This is a genomic window from Streptomyces sp. NBC_01275, from assembly GCF_026340655.1.
Lineage (GTDB): Bacteria > Actinomycetota > Actinomycetes > Streptomycetales > Streptomycetaceae > Streptomyces.
Map to the genome: position 1 here is coordinate 1,687,929 of NZ_JAPEOZ010000001.1, position 17,010 is coordinate 1,704,938.

General features: G+C 72.1%; 15 protein-coding genes. 5 read left to right on the forward strand and 10 right to left on the reverse strand.

Features of this window, described 5'->3' with window-relative positions; genetic code table 11:
* Nucleotides 1-45: 45 nt before the first annotated feature.
* The 3 genes from OG562_RS07165 to OG562_RS07175 all read right to left on the reverse strand — a co-directional run bounded on the left by OG562_RS07165 (nucleotide 46) and on the right by OG562_RS07175 (nucleotide 2,622).
* Nucleotides 46-822 (reverse strand): ABC transporter permease, encoded by a 777-nt coding sequence (locus OG562_RS07165; RefSeq protein WP_266394927.1) that lies wholly within the window; start codon nucleotides 820-822, stop codon nucleotides 46-48.
* Nucleotides 819-1,838, reverse strand: a complete 1,020-nt coding sequence (locus OG562_RS07170) for an ATP-binding cassette domain-containing protein (RefSeq protein ID WP_266394930.1) — start codon at nucleotides 1,836-1,838, stop codon at nucleotides 819-821. The genes OG562_RS07165 and OG562_RS07170 overlap by 4 nt, the downstream gene beginning before the upstream one ends.
* Nucleotides 1,839-1,998: 160 nt before the next feature.
* Entirely contained in the window at nucleotides 1,999-2,622 is a 624-nt protein-coding gene (locus OG562_RS07175; RefSeq protein ID WP_266394933.1) for a PadR family transcriptional regulator, read from the reverse strand.
* 226 nt (nucleotides 2,623-2,848) lie between these two features.
* Here OG562_RS07175 and OG562_RS07180 point away from each other — a divergent pair, with 226 nt between their 5' ends.
* Nucleotides 2,849-4,387, forward strand: coding sequence for an amino acid permease (locus OG562_RS07180; protein ID WP_266394935.1), 1,539 nt, complete (start codon nucleotides 2,849-2,851; stop codon nucleotides 4,385-4,387).
* An 81-nt stretch (nucleotides 4,388-4,468) separates the two neighbouring features.
* Here OG562_RS07180 and OG562_RS07185 read toward each other — a convergent pair whose 3' ends face one another.
* On the reverse strand, nucleotides 4,469-5,050 hold the full coding sequence (locus OG562_RS07185) for a GNAT family N-acetyltransferase (protein WP_266394938.1): 582 nt from the start codon (nucleotides 5,048-5,050) through the stop codon (nucleotides 4,469-4,471).
* A 226-nt stretch (nucleotides 5,051-5,276) separates the two neighbouring features.
* Here OG562_RS07185 and OG562_RS07190 point away from each other — a divergent pair, with 226 nt between their 5' ends.
* Nucleotides 5,277-6,224, forward strand: a complete 948-nt coding sequence (locus OG562_RS07190; RefSeq protein WP_266394941.1) for an RluA family pseudouridine synthase — start codon at nucleotides 5,277-5,279, stop codon at nucleotides 6,222-6,224.
* Between the two features lie 10 nt (nucleotides 6,225-6,234).
* Here OG562_RS07190 and OG562_RS07195 read toward each other — a convergent pair whose 3' ends face one another.
* The 6 genes from OG562_RS07195 to OG562_RS07220 form a co-directional block, all read right to left on the reverse strand.
* Nucleotides 6,235-7,710: a cytochrome P450 gene (locus tag OG562_RS07195; RefSeq protein ID WP_266394944.1), complete on the reverse strand. Its 1,476-nt coding sequence runs from the start codon at nucleotides 7,708-7,710 to the stop codon at nucleotides 6,235-6,237.
* A gap of 100 nt (nucleotides 7,711-7,810) precedes the next feature.
* The gene (locus tag OG562_RS07200) at nucleotides 7,811-8,431 is read right to left on the reverse strand and encodes an ATP/GTP-binding protein (RefSeq protein ID WP_266394946.1); all 621 of its coding nucleotides are present in this window, start codon (nucleotides 8,429-8,431) and stop codon (nucleotides 7,811-7,813) included.
* Nucleotides 8,412-8,837 carry a DUF742 domain-containing protein gene (locus OG562_RS07205; RefSeq protein ID WP_266394948.1) on the reverse strand — a complete coding sequence of 142 codons (426 nt, stop codon included), beginning with the start codon at nucleotides 8,835-8,837 and terminating at the stop codon, nucleotides 8,412-8,414. Before OG562_RS07205 ends, OG562_RS07200 begins: the two co-directional genes overlap by 20 nt.
* Complete coding sequence (locus OG562_RS07210; RefSeq protein WP_266394950.1) at nucleotides 8,834-9,241, reverse strand: roadblock/LC7 domain-containing protein; 408 nt, start codon at nucleotides 9,239-9,241, stop codon at nucleotides 8,834-8,836. The genes OG562_RS07205 and OG562_RS07210 overlap by 4 nt, the downstream gene beginning before the upstream one ends.
* The gene (locus OG562_RS07215) at nucleotides 9,238-10,857 is read right to left on the reverse strand and encodes a sensor histidine kinase KdpD (protein WP_266394953.1); all 1,620 of its coding nucleotides are present in this window, start codon (nucleotides 10,855-10,857) and stop codon (nucleotides 9,238-9,240) included. The genes OG562_RS07210 and OG562_RS07215 overlap by 4 nt, the downstream gene beginning before the upstream one ends.
* Nucleotides 10,858-11,171: 314 nt before the next feature.
* Entirely contained in the window at nucleotides 11,172-11,807 is a 636-nt protein-coding gene (locus OG562_RS07220) for a TetR/AcrR family transcriptional regulator (protein WP_266394955.1), read from the reverse strand.
* 222 nt (nucleotides 11,808-12,029) lie between these two features.
* Here OG562_RS07220 and OG562_RS07225 point away from each other — a divergent pair, with 222 nt between their 5' ends.
* The 3 genes from OG562_RS07225 to OG562_RS07235 are packed head-to-tail and all read left to right on the forward strand — an operon-like array spanning nucleotide 12,030 to nucleotide 17,001.
* On the forward strand, nucleotides 12,030-12,854 hold the full coding sequence (locus OG562_RS07225; RefSeq protein ID WP_266394958.1) for an urea amidolyase associated protein UAAP1: 825 nt from the start codon (nucleotides 12,030-12,032) through the stop codon (nucleotides 12,852-12,854).
* Nucleotides 12,851-13,456 carry an urea amidolyase associated protein UAAP2 gene (locus OG562_RS07230; protein ID WP_266394961.1) on the forward strand — a complete coding sequence of 202 codons (606 nt, stop codon included), beginning with the start codon at nucleotides 12,851-12,853 and terminating at the stop codon, nucleotides 13,454-13,456. Before OG562_RS07225 ends, OG562_RS07230 begins: the two co-directional genes overlap by 4 nt.
* Nucleotides 13,453-17,001, forward strand: coding sequence for a 5-oxoprolinase/urea amidolyase family protein (locus OG562_RS07235; RefSeq protein WP_266394963.1), 3,549 nt, complete (start codon nucleotides 13,453-13,455; stop codon nucleotides 16,999-17,001). The genes OG562_RS07230 and OG562_RS07235 overlap by 4 nt, the downstream gene beginning before the upstream one ends.
* Nucleotides 17,002-17,010: the final 9 nt, after the last annotated feature.

The following is a 17,010-nucleotide window of genomic DNA, read 5'->3' on the forward strand; positions in this document are numbered from 1 at the left end:
GGCGGCCCGCACACCGGGCGCGGGCCGCTGATCGAGCCGTACCGGTCACACCGACCGCTGGTACGACCTGAACGTCCGGATCGACAGCCACACCGCCGCCATGGCGAGGGCGAGCAGCCAGCCGCAGCGCAGCAGTACCGCACCCCAGTCGGGGTCGGCGGTCAGCGCCGAACGGCCTGCCGTCATCGCCCAGTTCAACGGGTTGAAGTCGGCTATGTGCCGCATCCACGACGGCATCTGGGCCGGCGCCATGAAGGCCGAGGACAGGAACGTCAGCGGCAGCAGCAGGAACGTGTTGATGCCGATGATCGACTCCCGCTCCCGCACCAGCATGCCGAGGGCGTTGGACAGCGCCCCGAACACCGTGCCCAGCAGCACCGACGCCACGACCAGAACCGCGGCGCCGGTGAACCCGCCGGGATAGTCCGCGCCGCCCAGCAGACCGAGCAGCACGATGACCGCCGACTGCAGGGCGGTGACGATGCCGTTGTGCACCACGTTGCCGTTCATCAGCGCGGCCCGGCTGGCCGGGGTCGTCAGGAAGCGGTCCAGGGCGCCGCGCTGGATCTCCTCCAGCGTGCCCATGCCCGCCCACATGTTGGCGCTCAGCGCGCTCATCACGACCACGCCCGGCACCAGGTAGTCGAGATACGACGTCGTGCCGAAGCCGCCCAGTTCGACGACGTTCCTGAACAGGCCGCCGAAGAGGAACAGCCAGATGACCGGCTGGACCAGGGTGATGACCGCGAAGGCGGGCTGGCGGGCGAAGACCATCAGCTGACGCTGTGTCATGTACCAGGTCTGGGTGACGGCGGTGCTCATCGCGCACCTCCCGCGAGGACGAGGGAGCCGGCGCCGGCGTCGGTTCCGGCCTCCGCGTACCTGCGGCCCGCGTACCGCAGATAGACGTCGTCGAGGGAGGGGCGGGCGACGGTCGCCGTGGCGACGCCGACGCCGGCCCGCTCCAGCGCGCCGAGCAGCGCGGGCACGGCGGCCGCTCCGTCGTCGGCGCGGACGCTGACCCGGCGGCCTTCGCACAGCACCTCGTGCACGCCCGGCACCGCGCCCAGGGCGTCCTCCAGCAGGGTGCGGCCGGCGTCGCCGGGGGCCCTGCGCAGTTCCATGTGCACGGCGTCGCCGCGGAGTTCGCCCTTGAGGGAGTCGGGCGTGCCCGTGACGACGATCCGGCCGCGGTCGACGATGGCGACGCGCTCGGCGAGCCGGTCGGCCTCCTCCAGATAGTGCGTGGTGAGCAGGATCGTCAGGCCCTCCTCGCCGGCCAGCCGGCCGATCTCGTCCCACATCGCGCCGCGGGCCTCGGGGTCGAGGCCGGTGGTGGGCTCGTCGAGGAAGAGCACCTCGGGGCGGTGCACCAGGCCGAGCGCGACGTCGAGGCGGCGCAGCATGCCGCCGGAGTAGCCCCTGACGGGGCGTCGGGCGGCTTCGGCGAGCGTGAAGCGGTCGAGCAGCTCGTCGACGCGGCGGTCGAGCGCGGCGCCCTTCATGCCGTAGAGCCTGCCCTGCAGGCGGAGGTTCTCGCGGCCGGTGGCGACCGGGTCGGCGCCGGACTTCTGGGCGACCACGCCGATGGCTCGGCGCACCCGGTCCGGGTGGCGCAGCACGTCGTGGCCGGCGACGGCGGCCGAGCCGGAGTCGGGGCGGGCCAGGGTGGTGAGGATCTTGACGGTGGTGGACTTGCCGGCGCCGTTGGGGCCGAGGAGTCCGAAGACCGTGCCGGGCTCGACGGTGATGTCCAGGCCGTTGAGGGCGGTGACGTCTCCGCGGTAGGTCTTGACGAGTCGCCGTGCCTCGACGGCAGGCGCGCGTGTTGCGCTCATGACGGAGCTCTCCTGGTGTGCGTGAAGTGATCCACGTGAAGAGCACCGGGCTATCCTGGGTGTGCCGCACCTCGATCGCCCGGAGCTGCCTCACGGCGGGTTCGGTTCGGGGTTCGAGACCCCGGCGGGGCTGCTGGAACAGCGCTGCCGGGGTCGTCTCTCACGGTCTGGACTCGGTGGGCATCTCCCCCGTCTCATGGAACCGCTGCCACTGGTCGACGCCGGGCAGCGAACCGTGCGTGAGCTCCTCGATGAAGCCGGCGACCCACTCCGCCTGCGCCTCGACCATGTGCAGTTGGTACTCGACCTCGACGAGGAACAGCCTCGGCAGCGTCTTGGAGAGCTTCTCGAGAGCGCCCCGGCCGCTCGCCACCTGCACTTCGAGCGAGCTGAGCCGCGTCTGCAGCAGGCTCACCACGTCGTCGGGCGGCAGCGCGGCCATCAGCGAGAGCGCCGTCTCGAAGATCGGGTACTCCTTCGCCGGGATGGCGAGCAGGTCGGACAGCCACTCGGCCATCTCCTCGCGCCCCTCCCCGGTGAGCCCGTAGACCGTGCGCTCGGGGCGGTTGCCCTGGCGCTCCACACCGGTCACCTCGACGAAGCCGTACTTCTCGAGGTTCTGCACGACGGTGTAGAGCGAGCCGTAGTTGGTCTTCGTGCTGGTGTCCTTGCCCTGGTTGCGCAGGGTCTGGGCGATCTCGTACGGGTGCATCGGCTTCTGCAGGAGCGTCGTCAGGACGGCGAGCGCCAGCGGGTTCCTGAGCTTGCGGTGCTTCCTCGTCACGACCGTCACCTCCACCTCGCACCCGAATATCCGCAACCGAACATATCGCGAGTCAGCACACCCTGTCCAGAGACGCGATGTAACGCGATCGAGTGACCTCGGCGAGAACGTGAGGACTTGGGCCCGCCCCGGACACGGTCGCGTGACGCGCATGAAACAGCGCGTCCCTAATTTCTGTCGCCCGACAGGAATTCCGCTTCCCCCTGGGCCCAAGGCAGGTTCCGCAGTGACGACAACGACACCCTCCGACGTACGCCCCGACCCGCCGCACCCGACCGAGTCCGCCGACGGCTCCCTCGCGGAGTTCGGCTACCGCCAGGAGCTGCACCGCAGCCTGGGCCGGTACGCCTCGTTCGCCGCCGGGTTCTCCTTCATCTCCGTCCTGACGACCGTCTTCCAGTTCTTCGCCTTCGGGTACGCCTTCGGCGGCCCCGTCTTCTTCTGGGCCTGGCCCGTCGTGCTGGTCGGACAGCTGCTGGTGGCCGCGTGCTTCGCGGAGCTGGCGGCGCGCTATCCGATCTCCGGCGCGATCTACCAGTGGTCGTCGCGGCTGTCGACGCCCTCGTTCGGCTGGTTCGCCGGCTGGATCATGGTGATCGGGCAGGTCGTGGTGGTCGCCGCGGCCGCGCTCGCCCTGCAGATGGTGCTGCCCGCGATCTGGTCCGGCTTCCAGCTGATCGGCACCGACCCCGCGCCCACCTCCTCGGACGGCGCGGCCAACGCGGCCCTCCTCGGCGTGATCCTGCTCGTGCTGACGACGCTGGTGAACGTCCTGGACAACCGCGTGATGTCCGTGATCAACCGGGTCGGCGTCACCGCCGAGATCATCGGCGCGGTCCTCATCGTCGTCCTGCTGCTCACCCACTCCGAGCGCACGCCCAGCATCACCTTCCACACCGAGGGGGCCGCGCAGAACGGGCTGTTCGGGGCGCTGCTCGTCGGCTCGTTCACGGCCGCCTACGTGATGATCGGCTTCGACAGCGCGGGCGAGATGAGCGAGGAGACGCACCATCCACGCCGTACCGCGCCCCGCACCATCCTCACCGCGCTCGGCGCGGCCGGACTGCTAGGCGGTCTGATCGTGCTGGGCGGACTGCTCGCCGCGCCCAGCCTCACCGACGGACGGCTGGGCGTCGACGGGCTCAGCTACGTCCTCACCAGCAGCCTCGGCGACGGCGTCGGCAAGGCGCTGCTCGCGGACGTGGTGGTCGCGATCGCGGTCGCGACGCTCGCCATCCAGACGGCTGCCTGCCGGATGCTGTTCTCCATGGCCCGCGACGGACAGCTGCCCTTCTCCGGCCGCCTCGCGCGCGTGAACCCGCGTACGGGCATGCCGAGCGCCCCGGCGCTGGTGGTCGGCGGCCTGGCCGGCGCACTGCTGCTGCTCAACTTCGCCTCCCCGGAGGCGTTCCTGGCCATCGGCACGACCTGCATCGTGATGCTCTACCTGGCGTACGCCATGGTCACCGGGCCGCTGCTGGTGCGCCGGCTGCGCGGCCAGTTCTCGTCGGCCGGCGTCGACGAGACCGGCGCGCGTCTGTTCTCCCTCGGCCGCTGGGGCGTCCCCGTCAACGCCCTCGCCCTGCTCTACGGCCTGCTGATGACGATCAACCTGGCCTGGCCGCGGGCGGCGGTCTACGACCCGGCGGGCGGCCACTGGTACTTCCAGTGGTTCACGGTGCTGTTCCTCGGCGGCACGATCGCGGCGGGCGCGGCGTTTCGGATGTTCCGGAAGTTCCGGACGTACGGTTCGACGGCGCCCTGAGGGGGCGCGGGGAACTGGGCGACCGGCCACGAAGGCGCCGCAGCGGACCGACGGCCGGTCGCGGCGCCTTCAGCGGAGCGCTCAGTCGCCCCGTACGCGCGCGTGCAGGTGCATGTCGTGCCAGCCGTCCACGTGCAGGAGGGCGCTGCGCTTGGTGCCTTCCAGGGTGAAGCCGGCCTTCGCGGCGACGCGGCAGGAGGCCTGGTTGGCGGTGGCGTGCAGCAGCTCCAGGCGGTGGAGGCCGATCTCGTCGAGGGCCCAGCGGGCGAGGGCGGTCGTGGCGCGGGCGGCGACGCCCCGGCCCCGGGCCGCGGCCGTCGTCCAGTAGGCGACCTCGGCCATGCCGTCGCCGAGATGGATCTCGCGCAGGGCCGCCCGCCCCAGCAGCCGGTCGGTGTCCGCGTCGGCGACGGCCCACTGGGCGATGCGCTCCCCCGCCCAGCCCGCCGTCCACTCCTCGATCCAGCCGGCGACCTCCGCCACGGAGTCGGCGGAGCGGACGTGCCACTGGTGGATGAGCGGGTCCTGGAAGGCCGCGTGGACGGCGGGCGCGTCCTCGGCCCGCCAGGGGCGCAGGACCAGCCCGTCGCCGGTGGGGAGCACGGGCTGCGGGCGGCCGGCGAGGGTTCCGGCGGGCAGGACGGGGCCGGTGAGATCGGGCATGATCCGCATCCTGCCGACGGGGCGCGAGCCGACCAACGGGTTTTCATCTCGCCACAAGCCCTGGCCGTCGACGTCGGCTGTCAGGGGCCGGGGGTCGGAGGTCGGGGGTCGGGGGCAGCCTCAGCCGTCAGGGGGCAGCCGTCAGCCGTCGACCGTCGCTGTACGCCCTCGCCGTACGCCCGGGCCGTACGCCCGGGCCGTAAGCCCCCCCGTAGGCTTGGTTCCGATGAGACGCCGTACCCCTCCCCCGCCCTCCCCGCTGCCGCAGCGCGACGGGATCGACGCGGTGCGGGTGCGGCTGCCGGGCGTGGGGTCCTGGGCCACCGTGCGGGAGCATCTGGTGGCGCGGGTCGGCCAGGCGCGCGCGGGGGTCGTCGACGGAATGCTGGCGGCGGGGCTGGTCGTCGGCGCCGACGGGCGGCCGGTGGCGTCGGACGCGCCGTACGTGCCCGGGATGTTCGTCTGGTTCCACCGGGACCTGCCCGCGGAGACGCCGGTGCCGTTCCCGCTGGAGATCGTGCACCGCGACGAGCACATCGTCGTCGTCGACAAGCCGCACTTCCTGGCCACCACTCCGCGCGGCAGCCATGTCACCGAGACCGCGCTGGCCCGGCTGCGGCGGGAACTGGGCCTCCCCGCGCTCGGCGCGGCCCACCGCCTCGACCGGCTCACCGCCGGCCTCGTGCTGTTCACCGTCCGGCCCGAGGAGCGCGGCGCGTACCAGGCGCTGTTCCGCGACCGCCTGGTCCGCAAGGTGTACGAGGCCGTCGCCCCGTACGCTCCCTCGCTCGTGTGGCCGGTGACCGTGCGCAGCCGGATCCTGAAGGAGCGCGGGATCCTGGCCGCCCGGGAGGTGCCCGGCGAGCCGAACGCGGTCAGCCGCGTCGAGCCCGTCGAGCACCGCCCCGACGGCCTCGCCCGCTACCGGCTCGTCCCCGAGACCGGGCAGACCCATCAACTGCGGGTGCACATGACCACGTTGGGCGTGCCGATCCTCGGCGACCCGCTCTACCCCGAGGTGACCGCCCCCGTACCGCCCGACGACTTCCGGCGACCGCTGCAACTGCTGGCGCGGGAGCTGGAGTTCACCGATCCGGTCACGGGGGCGGAGCACCGGCTGCACAGCCGGCGAACGCTCGAGGCCTGGGCGTCGTACGACCGTTGGGCTCAGTAGCCAGTCGGGCTCAGTAGCCGCGGCACCAGGCCAGGAAGCGCCGCCAGGCGTTGGGCCGGCGGGCCGGCGGCTCGGGGGCGGGCGGCGCGGGCTGCGGCGCGGCCACCGGCTCGGGGGCGGGCGGCGCGGGCTGCGGGTCGATGTTCAGCGGCCGGACGACCCGCTGCGGCGGTACCGGGGCGTGGCTGGGCCTGAGCGTGACGTCCTGCTGAGGCTTCGGCTCGAAGTGGACCGGCAGCGCCACCAGGTGCCGCGAGGCGATCGACGTGGTCCAGGACAACTCGTCCTCATCGCAGTCGAGTTGCACGTCCGGCAGCCGCGACAGGAGCGCGTCGACGCCGACGTCGGCGATGGCGCGGCCGATGTCCTGGCCGGGGCACTCGTGCGGGCCGCCGCCGAAGGCGAGGTGGGAGCGGTTGCCCCGCATGTGGGCGGAGAGGTCGGGGCGCACCCGGGGATCGAGGTTGCCGGGGGCGGGCGCGAAGAACAGACCGTCGCCCTTGCGGATGCGCTGGCCGCCCAACTCGGTGTCCTGCTTGGCCATGTAGCCGAAGATCGTGCTGAACGGCGGTTCGTCCCACAGGGACTGCTCGACCGCCTCCGGCACCGTCATCTCGCCGCCGTTGAGCCGGGCGAGGAAACGCGGGTCGGTGAGGACCATGCGCAGCACGTTGGACAGGAGGTTGACCGTGGCCTCGTAGGCGGCGAAGAGCACCAGGCGCAGGTGTTCGCGGACCTCGTCGTCGGTCAGTCCGGCCGGGTGGGTGATGAGGTGACTGGTGAAGTCCTCGGCGGGCTGGGCGCGGCGGCGGGCGGTGAGCCGGCTCAGCGCGCCCACGACGTACTCGTGGCTGGCGACGGCGGTCTCGCTGCCCTTGAGCGCGTCCCGGGCGGCGGCGACCATCCGGTCGTTGTACTCGTCGGGCATGCCGAGGATCTGGCACATCACCGCCATCGGAAGGTGCTCGGCGAACTGACCGACCAGCTCGGCCCGGCCCTCCTCGCAGAAGCGGTTGACCAGAGCCTGCGTGGCTCGGTAGATGTACCGGCGCACACTGCGCTCTTCGAGGGTCTCCATGGCCGCGGTGACCGCGGCCCGCAGCCGCTTGTGCTCGTCGCCCTCGGCGTGCGCGCAGATGGGCTGCCAGGCGATGTGCGGCATGAGCGGGTGGTCGGGCCTGACCTTGCCGTCCCGTTGCGGCGACCAGATGCGGGTGTCCTTGGTGAACTGTGAGGGCGTGCGCGCCATCTGCAGGTTCTCGGCGTGCCCGAGGACCACCCACATCGGCAGGTCGTCGTGGATCAGGACCGGCGCCACGGGGCCGTACTCCTCGCGGAGTTGCTCGTACAGCGCGCCCAGGTCCTCCGCGCCGGGGCCGTAGAGCCGTTGCAGTCCGCCGGGGCCGCGGCTGTGTGCGGGGCAGCCGGGGGGCGGGTCCAGGGCGAGGTCGTGCGGTCCGGTCGTGGTGGGGTGTTCAGGGGTCACAGGCGTCGCTCCGAAGCTGTGGTGGATCCGGTGTCGGGGGGGTACGGGGGTGGATGTCCCGGGAGGGCCGGGGATGTGCGGGGTGCGGAGGGCGAAGGGGTCAGGTGAGGGCGCCGCTCAGCGACAGGGTGTGCAGGAAGCGCATCAGGGTCACCAGGACGTCCCGGCTGGAGGCGCGGCGGCGGACGTCGCACTCCACGATCGGGATCTCGGGCGGCAGGTCGAGGGCGGAGCGCAGGTCGTCCAGGGGGTACCGGGGCCCGTCGGGGAAGGTGTTGACGGCGACGACGAAGGGCACTCCGCCCTCCTCCAGCCGGCCCATGACCTCGAAGCTGACCTCGAGGCGCCGGGTGTCGACCAGGACGACCGCGCCGAGCGCGCCCTCGAACAGTCCGTTCCACAGGAACCAGAAGCGCTCCTGGCCGGGCGTGCCGAAGAGGTAGAGCACCACCTGCTCCGTGATGCGGATCCGCCCGAAGTCCATCGCGACGGTCGTGGCGGTCTTCGAATCGGAGCCGTAGTCGTCGTCGACTCCGATGCCCGCCTGGGTCATGGTCTCCTCGGTGGTCAGCGGCCTGATCTCGCTGACGGAACCGACCATGGTGGTCTTGCCGACCCCGAAGCCGCCCACGATGACGATCTTCGCCGCGGCCGTGGTGGTGTGCGGCAGACAGTCCTCGGCGCGTGGGCCGGGAATCGTGTCAGAGCCTTTGAAGTCCATGCATCACCGCTTCGAGAAGGGAACGGTCGGGGAGCTCCTGCCGGACGATCGGGGCGCGCGCCTGTACGAGTTCCGCCGCCAGCATCTCGGTGAGCAGCACCGTGATCACGCTGAACGGCAGACCGAGATAGGCCGACACCTCGGCCACCGACAGCGGGGCGCTGCACATCCGCAGCACCGCCGTCTGTTCCGGGGTGGCGGACGAGGGCGGTTCGGCGCACGCCACGACTAACGTCACCAGGTCGAGGGGGGCCCGCTCCCCGTCGGGTCCCGTGATGACGTACAGCCGCTCGGGTTTCTTCTTCTCCCCCTCCTCCTGAGGCTGCGAATCCGAGGCCGAAGCCGAAGCCGGGGGCGGAAGCGGAGGCGGTAGGGGATGTCGCCGTCGACGTTGGGGAGGCGTCATACGGTCTGCCCGTTGCGGCGGGGCGGGCTGGTCAGATGGGCGCCGATCCGGACCACCAGGTCGCGCATCGAGGCGCTCATCCGGCCGGGTTCGCAGCGTACGTCGGCGAGGACCGCGAGGTAGGCGTTGGCGCCGGCGGACATCAGGTAGAAGTAGCCGCCGTCCATCTCGATCATGACGAGGTTCATCTCGCCGTCGACGCTGGGGATCTCCTGGGCGACGGCGCCGGCCAGGCTCTGCAGGCCCGCGCAGGCGGCGGCGACGCGGTCCGCGGCGTCGGGGTCGCCGGCGTAGCGGGCGATGCGCAGTCCGTCGGCCGAGAGCACGACGATCATCTCGATGCCCGGAACGCCGTTGTAGAGCTCCTTGAGCAGCCAGTCGAAGTTTTGGCGCTGCTGGATCACGTGAGGTCCCCTTCATCGTCGGCCTCGGACTTGGCCTTGTCTTCGATCAGATGCAGGTATGCGGTGGGATTGCGGGTGAAGTCGGTGGGGTGGACGCCCGGCGGGGTGTCCTTCTTCAGCCCCTCCCAGAAGGCCTCGAACGCCAGTCCGGGCTCGGGCTTCTTCTTCTCCCGCTGGGGCTCCGGCTTGGGCTGCGCGAACGGGTCGGGCTTGCCCTGGCGCGCGGCCTCCTGGGCCGCGTACGCCTCCCGGTAGCGCTGACTGATCGAGACCGTCGTCTTGCTGCGGCGCTGCGGAAGGCCCTGTTCGGTCCACTCGGTGACCACGGGCACGTCGTCTTCCAGCGAGACGTTGGCCGGGATCTTCGGGTTGGTGGGGCGGCGCTTCTTGGGCGGGCGCTTGGGGCCCTCGAGCGCGCCCAGGTCGATCTGCGGCACGGCGGTGGCGCCGATGCCGTGGGCGTAGCCGGGGGCGGGGTCGGAGGTCATCATCTCGCTGGGCACGATGAGGACCGCGCGGACGCCGCCGTACGCCGAAGTACGCAGGGAGACCTGCAGGTTGAACGACGTGCACAGTCGGCCGACGACCGCCAGGCCCAGGCGCGGGGCGCCTCCGAGGTCCTGGATGGTGGCGCCGCGCATGGCGTTCTCCAGCATCCGCTCGGTCTTGGCGCGGCTCTCCTCGCTGAGGCTGACGCCCGCGTCCTCGATCTCGATGGCGATGCCGGTCTGCACCTCGACGGCGTTGACGTGCACCTTGGTCTGCGGGGGCGAGAAGCGGGTGGCGTTGTCGAGGAGTTCGGCGAGCGCGTGGATGAGCGGCTCGACGGAGATGCCGCGGATGTTGACCTTGGCGATGGAGTTCAGCTGGATGCGCCGGTACTCCAGGATCCGGGACATGGCGCCGCGCAGCACGCTGTACAGCGGGACCGGCTGGGGCCAGCTGCGGCCGGGGCGGCCGCCGCCGAGCACGCCGATGGAGTCGGCGAGGCGGCCGATCAGCGAGGTGCCGTGGTCGATGCGCAGCAGGTCGTCGAAGACCTCGGGGTTGCGGCCGTGGTCCTCCTCCATCTCCCGCAGTTCCGCGGACTGCTGGTGGACGATCGCCTGGACGCGGCGGGCGACGCTGACGAACGCGCGCTGGGCGGAGTCGCGCAGGGCGTCCTCGTAGTCGACGATGTCCAGGATCTTCTTGACCACCGCGCGCTGCGCGTCGTCGAGTTCCAGGAAGGACGCATCGTATTCACCCAGGCGGAGCATCACCTCCCCGGGGGAACTTCCGCGGCGCAGCCACTCCACGGCGGTGGGCACATGGTCCTCGGCGAGCCGGAGGTTCTCCTCCTGGTGGGCGGCGACCCGCCGCTCCAGGTAGGCGACGCGCCGGTCGTTCTGCGCGCACTGTTCGCGCAGCCGTCGCTCCCGGCGCAGCCCACCGGTCCCCACGGCGGTCAACAAAAGGGTGGCCACGGCCCCGCAGACGCCGACGACGAGCCGGGCCTGCCCCGCCACGAGGGCGACGGCGGCTCCGGTCGCCGCGGCCATCAGTATCGACGGCAGCAACAGCACACGCACGTAGGGAAGTTCTCGGCGACCGGGTGGGGACTGAACACTCACCATGTGGGCACCCTCTGTAGGGATCTGTCGGTATCTTCGGAACATTTGGGAACAAGCGCACGATTACATCTCAACTCGGTGCGCCGCGGGCGAGCTTAGTCCGACAGGATCATCGCCGTGTCATATTCGGCAACCGCCTGAAACCGACTCCGTACGTGCAGTAACGTCAGGCCCATTTGCACACTCTGACATCATTCGCACACACTCCGTAACGGCGTACGGGTGTGCGAAAGAGTTCACCGTGACGGGTGAGACGAGGGTTTCCGCGCCTGCCGACGTCGGGCGGTCAGACCCTGACGCCCTGACCTCCGCGCCGCTCAGACCCCCGTGATGCGCAGGGCCGCGTCCGCGGTGGCGCGGGCGAACTCCGAGACGGGGCGGTCGGGTTCCGAGCGGTGGACGAGGATGACGCCCTCGATCAGCCCGAAGACGAGATCGGTGCGCAGATCGAGCTCGCTCTTGACGAGCGCCCCGCCCGCGGCCGTGGAGGCCAGCAACTGGCGGTAGGCGTCCTTGAGCTCGGCGCGGACCGCATGGAAGCCGGCGAACCGCTCGGTGCGCACCTCGGGCAGCAGATAGAGGCCGCCGAGGTTGTGCGACCCGCCGCACAGCAGCTCCACGTCCGTGCGGCACAGCTCCCACAGCCGGTCCTCGGCGGGCCGCGCGTCCTGTGCGAGCAGCTCACGGGCGTACGCCAGCGAGGGCGTCACGGTGGACTCCAGCAGCGCGGCGAGCAGCTCCTCCTTGCCGGAGACGTAGTGGTACATCGACGCCTGGCGCATGCCCGCCCGCTCGGCCACGGCCCGGGTGGTGGTGGCAGCGTAGCCGCGGGTGGTGAACAACTCCGCGGCGGCCGCGAGCAGTTCGGCGCGCGGCGTGAGCCCGCTGTCCGGGCGCTGCGCGGCGCGCGGCCGGCCGACCCGGCGTCCGTTGCCCGCGCTGCTCGTCCCCATGCGTTCGATCCTCGCACACGACGACGGACCACGATCTTCCCTTGGCCCCGGGCGGTCTCCGCGAAGGGCCGACGGCCGACTCCGGTGAGGACTCGGTAACCGCCCCGCAACCCGAGAGCAACGGCGCCGACCCGGCCCGCCCCTAATTTCTGTCAAGCGACAGAAATACGAACGCCGCAGACACGAACGACAGCGACAACCCCCAGCTGAGGAGGTCCCGCGATGGCGACAGCGACCACGTACGGAGCACGTGCCCACGCCCGGGCCCAGGAGGGCGCCCGGGCCGAGGCCATGCCGGTCGTCCCGGCCCGGGACTGGCAGAACCCGCCCTGCGAGGCCGGCCACCTGGTGTGGGCGGAGACGGTGGCGGGCGGCAACTACACCCACCGGGTCCTCGCGCGCGGCACCGAGCTGCGCCTGACCGACCTGCGCGGCGACGCCTGCGCCCACCTGCTGCTGTACGCCGACGGCCGCCCCTGGGAGCGGCTCAACGTCGCCGACACGGTCAAGGTCCAGTGGAACGCCTACCTGGGCGAGGGCGTCCTGCTCCTCTCCGACCAGGGCCGCGTCCTCGCCTCGCTCGTCGCCGACGCCTCCGGACGGCACGACGCGCTGTGCGGCACCTCCACCCTCGTACGCAACACCGCGCGCTACGGCGACGGAACCCCGCAGTCCGCCTCCCCCGCCGGCCGTGAGCTGTTCAAGCTGGCCGCCGCCAAGAACGGTCTGGAGCCGCGCGACCTGCCGCCCTCCCTGTCGTTCTTCCAGGGCGTGGAGGTCCGCGAGGACGGCACGCTCGACTTCACCGGCTCGGCAGGACCGGGCGGAAGCGTCACCCTGCGCGCCGAGCAGGACGTGACCGTGCTGATCGCCAACGTGCCGCACCCCTCCGACCCTCGCCCCGACTACGTCAGCACCCCGCTGGAGGTCCTCGCCTGGCGCGCGGCGCCGACGTCACCGGGCGACCCGCTGTGGGAGGCCACTCCCGAGGGCCGCCGCGCCTTCCTCAACACCGCCGAATTCCTCACCGCGAGGGGGCTCGCATGAGCACGAAGACCGTGGTCCAGGCACGCGCCGCCTGGTCGTCCGTCGTGCGCACCGACGAGACGCTCACCATCACCGACCTGCACGGCAACCAGGCCGTCGACTTCCTCGTGTACGACGCCCACGACCCGTCCGTGCGCTACAGCGCGCCCGACACGATCCAGGCGCAGGGCGGCATCTTCCTCACCACGGGCAGCGTGCTGATGTCCAACGAGCACACCCCGCTGATGACGGTGACCGCCGACGCCGTGGGCCGCCACGACACCGTCGGGGGCGCCTGCTCCAAGGAGTCCAACACCCTGCGCTACGGCCACCACACCTATGCGCAGCACGCGTGCGTGGACAACTTCCTCGCCGAGGGCGCGAAGCACGGCCTCGGCAAGCGCGACCTCGTCTCCAACATCAACTGGTACATGAACGTGCCCGTCGAGCGGGACGGCACCCTCGGCATCGTCGACGGCCTCTCCGCGCCGGGCCTCTCCCTCACCCTGCGCGCCGACCGCGACGTCCTCGTCCTCGTCTCCAACTGCCCCCAGATCAACAACCCCTGCAACGGCTTCGACCCGACGGCGGTCGAGATGACGATCACCGGGGAACCGGCATGAGCCTCTCCTCCGCCTCCGCCTCCGCCTTCGACAAGCTGCTGATCGCCAACCGGGGCGAGATAGCCGTACGGATCATCCGCACCGCCCGCGAACTGGGCCTGCGCACGGTCGCCGTGTACTCCGACCCCGACCGCTCGGCCCCCCACGTCCGGCTCGCCGACGAGGCGGTACGGCTCGGCCCGGCGCCCGCCAAGGAGTCCTACCTCGACGCCGACCTCGTCCTGAAGGCGGCCAAGGACACCGGCGCGGGCGCGATCCACCCGGGCTACGGCTTCCTCTCGGAGGACGCGTCCTTCGCCCGCCGCTGCGCCGACGCGGGGATCGTGTTCGTGGGCCCGACGCCCGAGCAGCTGGAGCTGTTCGGCGCCAAGCACACGGCCCGGGCTGCGGCCGAGGCGGCGGGCGTGGCCCTGGCCCCGGGGACCGGACTGCTGGCCTCCCTCGCCGAAGCACTGGAGAAAGCCCAGGTCATCGGCTACCCGGTCATGCTCAAGGCGACCGGCGGAGGCGGCGGCATCGGCATGTCGGCCTGCCACTCCTCCGCCGAGCTCACCGACGCCTGGGAGCGCGTCCAGCGCGTCGCGGCCGCCTCCTTCTCCTCGGCCGGCGTCTTCCTGGAACGGCTCGTGGAGCACGCCCGCCATGTCGAGGTGCAGGTCTTCGGCGACGGCGAGGGCAGGGTCGTCACCTTCGGCGACCGCGACTGCTCGCTCCAGCGCCGCAACCAAAAGGTCCTCGAGGAGGCCCCCGCCCCCGGTCTCCCGGACCGCATACGCCGACAACTCGCCGTTTCCGCCCGTGACTTGTGCGCCTCCGTCGGCTACCGCTCCGCCGGCACCGTCGAGTTCGTCTACGACGCGGCCCGCGAACAGGCCTACTTCCTGGAGGTCAACACCCGCCTGCAGGTGGAGCATCCGGTCACCGAGGAGATCTACGGCGTCGACCTGGTCGCCTGGATGCTGCGCCTGGCCCGCGGCGAGCGGGACGTCGTACGCGACCCCGGCGCCCCGCGCGGCCACGCCGTCGAGGCACGCCTCTACGCGGAGGATCCCAGCCGCGAACACCGTCCCAGCGCGGGCCTGTTGACCCGGGTCGAGTTCCCCGGCGGGGTGCGCGTGGACGGCTGGGTGGAGACCGGCACCGAGGTGACGACGTCGTACGACCCGATGCTCGCCAAGGTGATCGCCTACGGCTCCGACCGCGCCCACGCCCTGGCCCGGCTCGACGACGCGCTCTCCCGCACCCGCGTCGACGGCATCGAGACGAACCTGGGGCTGGTGCGGGCGGCGCTGGCGGACTCGCGTTTCGTGACGGCGGCGCACTCCACGGCGACCCTGGCCACCGTCGTCGACCCGACCCCGCGCATCGAGGTGGTCTCCGGCGGCACGCTCACCACCGTGCAGGACTGGCCCGGCCGCACCGGCCACTGGCAGGTCGGGGTACCGCCGTCCGGCCCGATGGACGACCACTCCTTCCGCCTGGGCAACCGGGCGCTCGGCAACCCGGAGGGCGCCCCGGGCCTGGAGTGCACCCTCCAGGGCCCGACGCTGCGCTTCACCCACCCCACCACGGTGTGCGTGACGGGCGCCCCCGCGGCGATCGCCGTGGACGGCACGCCGGTGGCCCCGTGGACGCCGGTGACCGTGCCGGCCGGGGCGCTGCTGGAGGTCGGCGCGCCCGGCGAGCACGGGCTGCGGACGTACGTCCTGTTCGCGGGCGGCCTGGACGTCCCCGCCTTCCTGGGCAGCGCGAGCACCTTCACGCTGGGCCGGTTCGGCGGGCACGGCGGACGGGCCCTGCGCACGGGCGACGTCCTGCACGGCGGGACGGTCGCCGGAGGCGAGGCCGAGACCGAGGCCGTGCCGGTGGCCGACCGCCCGGACCTCGGCTCCGTCTGGCACATCGGCGCGGTCGAAGGCCCGCACGCGGCGCCGGAGTTCTTCACCGAGGACGACATCCGCGACTTCTACGCCGCCGACTGGAAGGTCCATTTCAACTCGGCGCGCACCGGCGTCCGTCTGATCGGGCCGAAGCCGCGCTGGGCGCGCACCGACGGCGGCGAGGCGGGCCTGCACCCGTCCAACATCCACGACACCCCGTACTCCGTCGGCGCCGTCGACTACACCGGCGACATGCCGGTGCTGCTCGGCCCGGACGGTCCCTCGCTCGGCGGGTTCGTGTGCCCGGCGACGGTCCTCAGCTCGGAGCGCTGGAAGCTGGGCCAGCTGCGCCCGGGCGACACGGTGCGCTTCCAGCCGGTGGACACGGCCGGCGCCCCGCGCCCCGACATCGTCGACGGGGGCGTACTGGCCCGGGACGGCGACGTGACGTACCGGCGCAGCGGCGACGACAACCTGCTGGTCGAGTTCGGCCCCATGCAGCTCGACCTGGCGTTGCGCATGCGGGTGCACGCCCTGATGGAGGCGGTGGTCGCCGCCGGCCTGGACGGGGTCACCGACCTCACCCCCGGCATCCGCTCGCTCCAGATCCAGACCGACCCGGATCGTCTGCCCCAGCCCGAACTCCTCGCGGTGGTACGGGAGATGACGGCCGCCCTCCCGCCCACCGACGCCCTGGTCGTCCCCTCCCGCACCGTGCACCTCCCGCTCTCCTGGGACGACCCGGCGACCCGCGAGGCGATCGCCCGCTACATGGCGGGGGTCCGCGACGACGCGCCCTGGTGCCCGTGGAACATCGAGTTCATCCGCCGGGTCAACGGCCTGGAGTCGGTGGCGGACGTCTACGACACGGTCTTCGACGCGGAGTACCTGGTCCTGGGCCTCGGCGACGTCTACCTGGGCGCCCCGGTCGCCACTCCCCTCGACCCCCGCCACCGGCTGGTGACCACGAAGTACAACCCGGCCCGCACCTGGACGGCCGAGAACTCGGTCGGCATCGGCGGCGCGTACCTGTGCATCTACGGCATGGAGGGCCCCGGCGGCTACCAGTTCGTGGGCCGCACCACCCAGGTGTGGTCGCCCTGGCAGCAGCGCGGCGCGTTCGAGCCGGGCTCGCCCTGGCTACTGCGCTTCTTCGACCGGATCCGCTGGTACCCGGTCGACGCCGACGAACTCCTCGACCTGCGGGCCGACATCACCTCGGGCCGCTTCGTGCCGCGCATCGAGGAGGGCGCCTTCTCGCTCGCCGAGTACGAGACCTTCCTGGCCGAACACGCCGACTCGATCGCGGAGTTCAGACAACGCCAGCAGACCGCGTTCGCGGCGGAGCGGGACGCGTGGGAGGCGGCGGGCGAGTTCACCCGGGCGGAGGCGGCGGCAGCGCCGCCCGCACCCCCGGCCGAGGTGACCGTGCCGACCGGCGGCCGCTTGGTGGAGGCCGAATTCGCCGCGTCCGTATGGCAGTTGAACGTGGCTCCCGGGGACGAGGTGACGGCGGGACAGCCGCTGCTCGCCCTGGAGGCGATGAAGATGGAGTCCCGCGTGCACGCGCCGGTCGACGGCGTGGTCGCGCAGGTCCTGGCCCGGCCCGGCGACCAGGTCGAGGCGGGCACGGCACTGCTCGTACTGGCCCCCGCGACGAGCTGAAACACCCCC

Bases quoted from the DNA above. Each gene is read 5' to 3' on its own strand.
- OG562_RS07190 (WP_266394941.1), top strand. From the start codon at position 5,277: ATGAGACGCCGTACCCCTCCCCCGCCCTCCCCGCTGCCGCAGCGCGAC.
- OG562_RS07230 (WP_266394961.1), top strand. From the start codon at position 12,851: ATGAGCACGAAGACCGTGGTCCAGGCACGCGCCGCCTGGTCGTCCGTC.
- OG562_RS07200 (WP_266394946.1), bottom strand. From the start codon at position 8,431: ATGGACTTCAAAGGCTCTGACACGATTCCCGGCCCACGCGCCGAGGAC.
- OG562_RS07165 (WP_266394927.1), bottom strand. From the start codon at position 822: ATGAGCACCGCCGTCACCCAGACCTGGTACATGACACAGCGTCAGCTG.
- OG562_RS07185 (WP_266394938.1), bottom strand. From the start codon at position 5,050: ATGCCCGATCTCACCGGCCCCGTCCTGCCCGCCGGAACCCTCGCCGGC.
- OG562_RS07170 (WP_266394930.1), bottom strand. From the start codon at position 1,838: ATGAGCGCAACACGCGCGCCTGCCGTCGAGGCACGGCGACTCGTCAAG.
- OG562_RS07215 (WP_266394953.1), bottom strand. From the start codon at position 10,857: ATGGTGAGTGTTCAGTCCCCACCCGGTCGCCGAGAACTTCCCTACGTG.
- OG562_RS07225 (WP_266394958.1), top strand. From the start codon at position 12,030: ATGGCGACAGCGACCACGTACGGAGCACGTGCCCACGCCCGGGCCCAG.
- OG562_RS07205 (WP_266394948.1), bottom strand. From the start codon at position 8,837: ATGACGCCTCCCCAACGTCGACGGCGACATCCCCTACCGCCTCCGCTT.
- OG562_RS07220 (WP_266394955.1), bottom strand. From the start codon at position 11,807: ATGGGGACGAGCAGCGCGGGCAACGGACGCCGGGTCGGCCGGCCGCGC.
- OG562_RS07235 (WP_266394963.1), top strand. From the start codon at position 13,453: ATGAGCCTCTCCTCCGCCTCCGCCTCCGCCTTCGACAAGCTGCTGATC.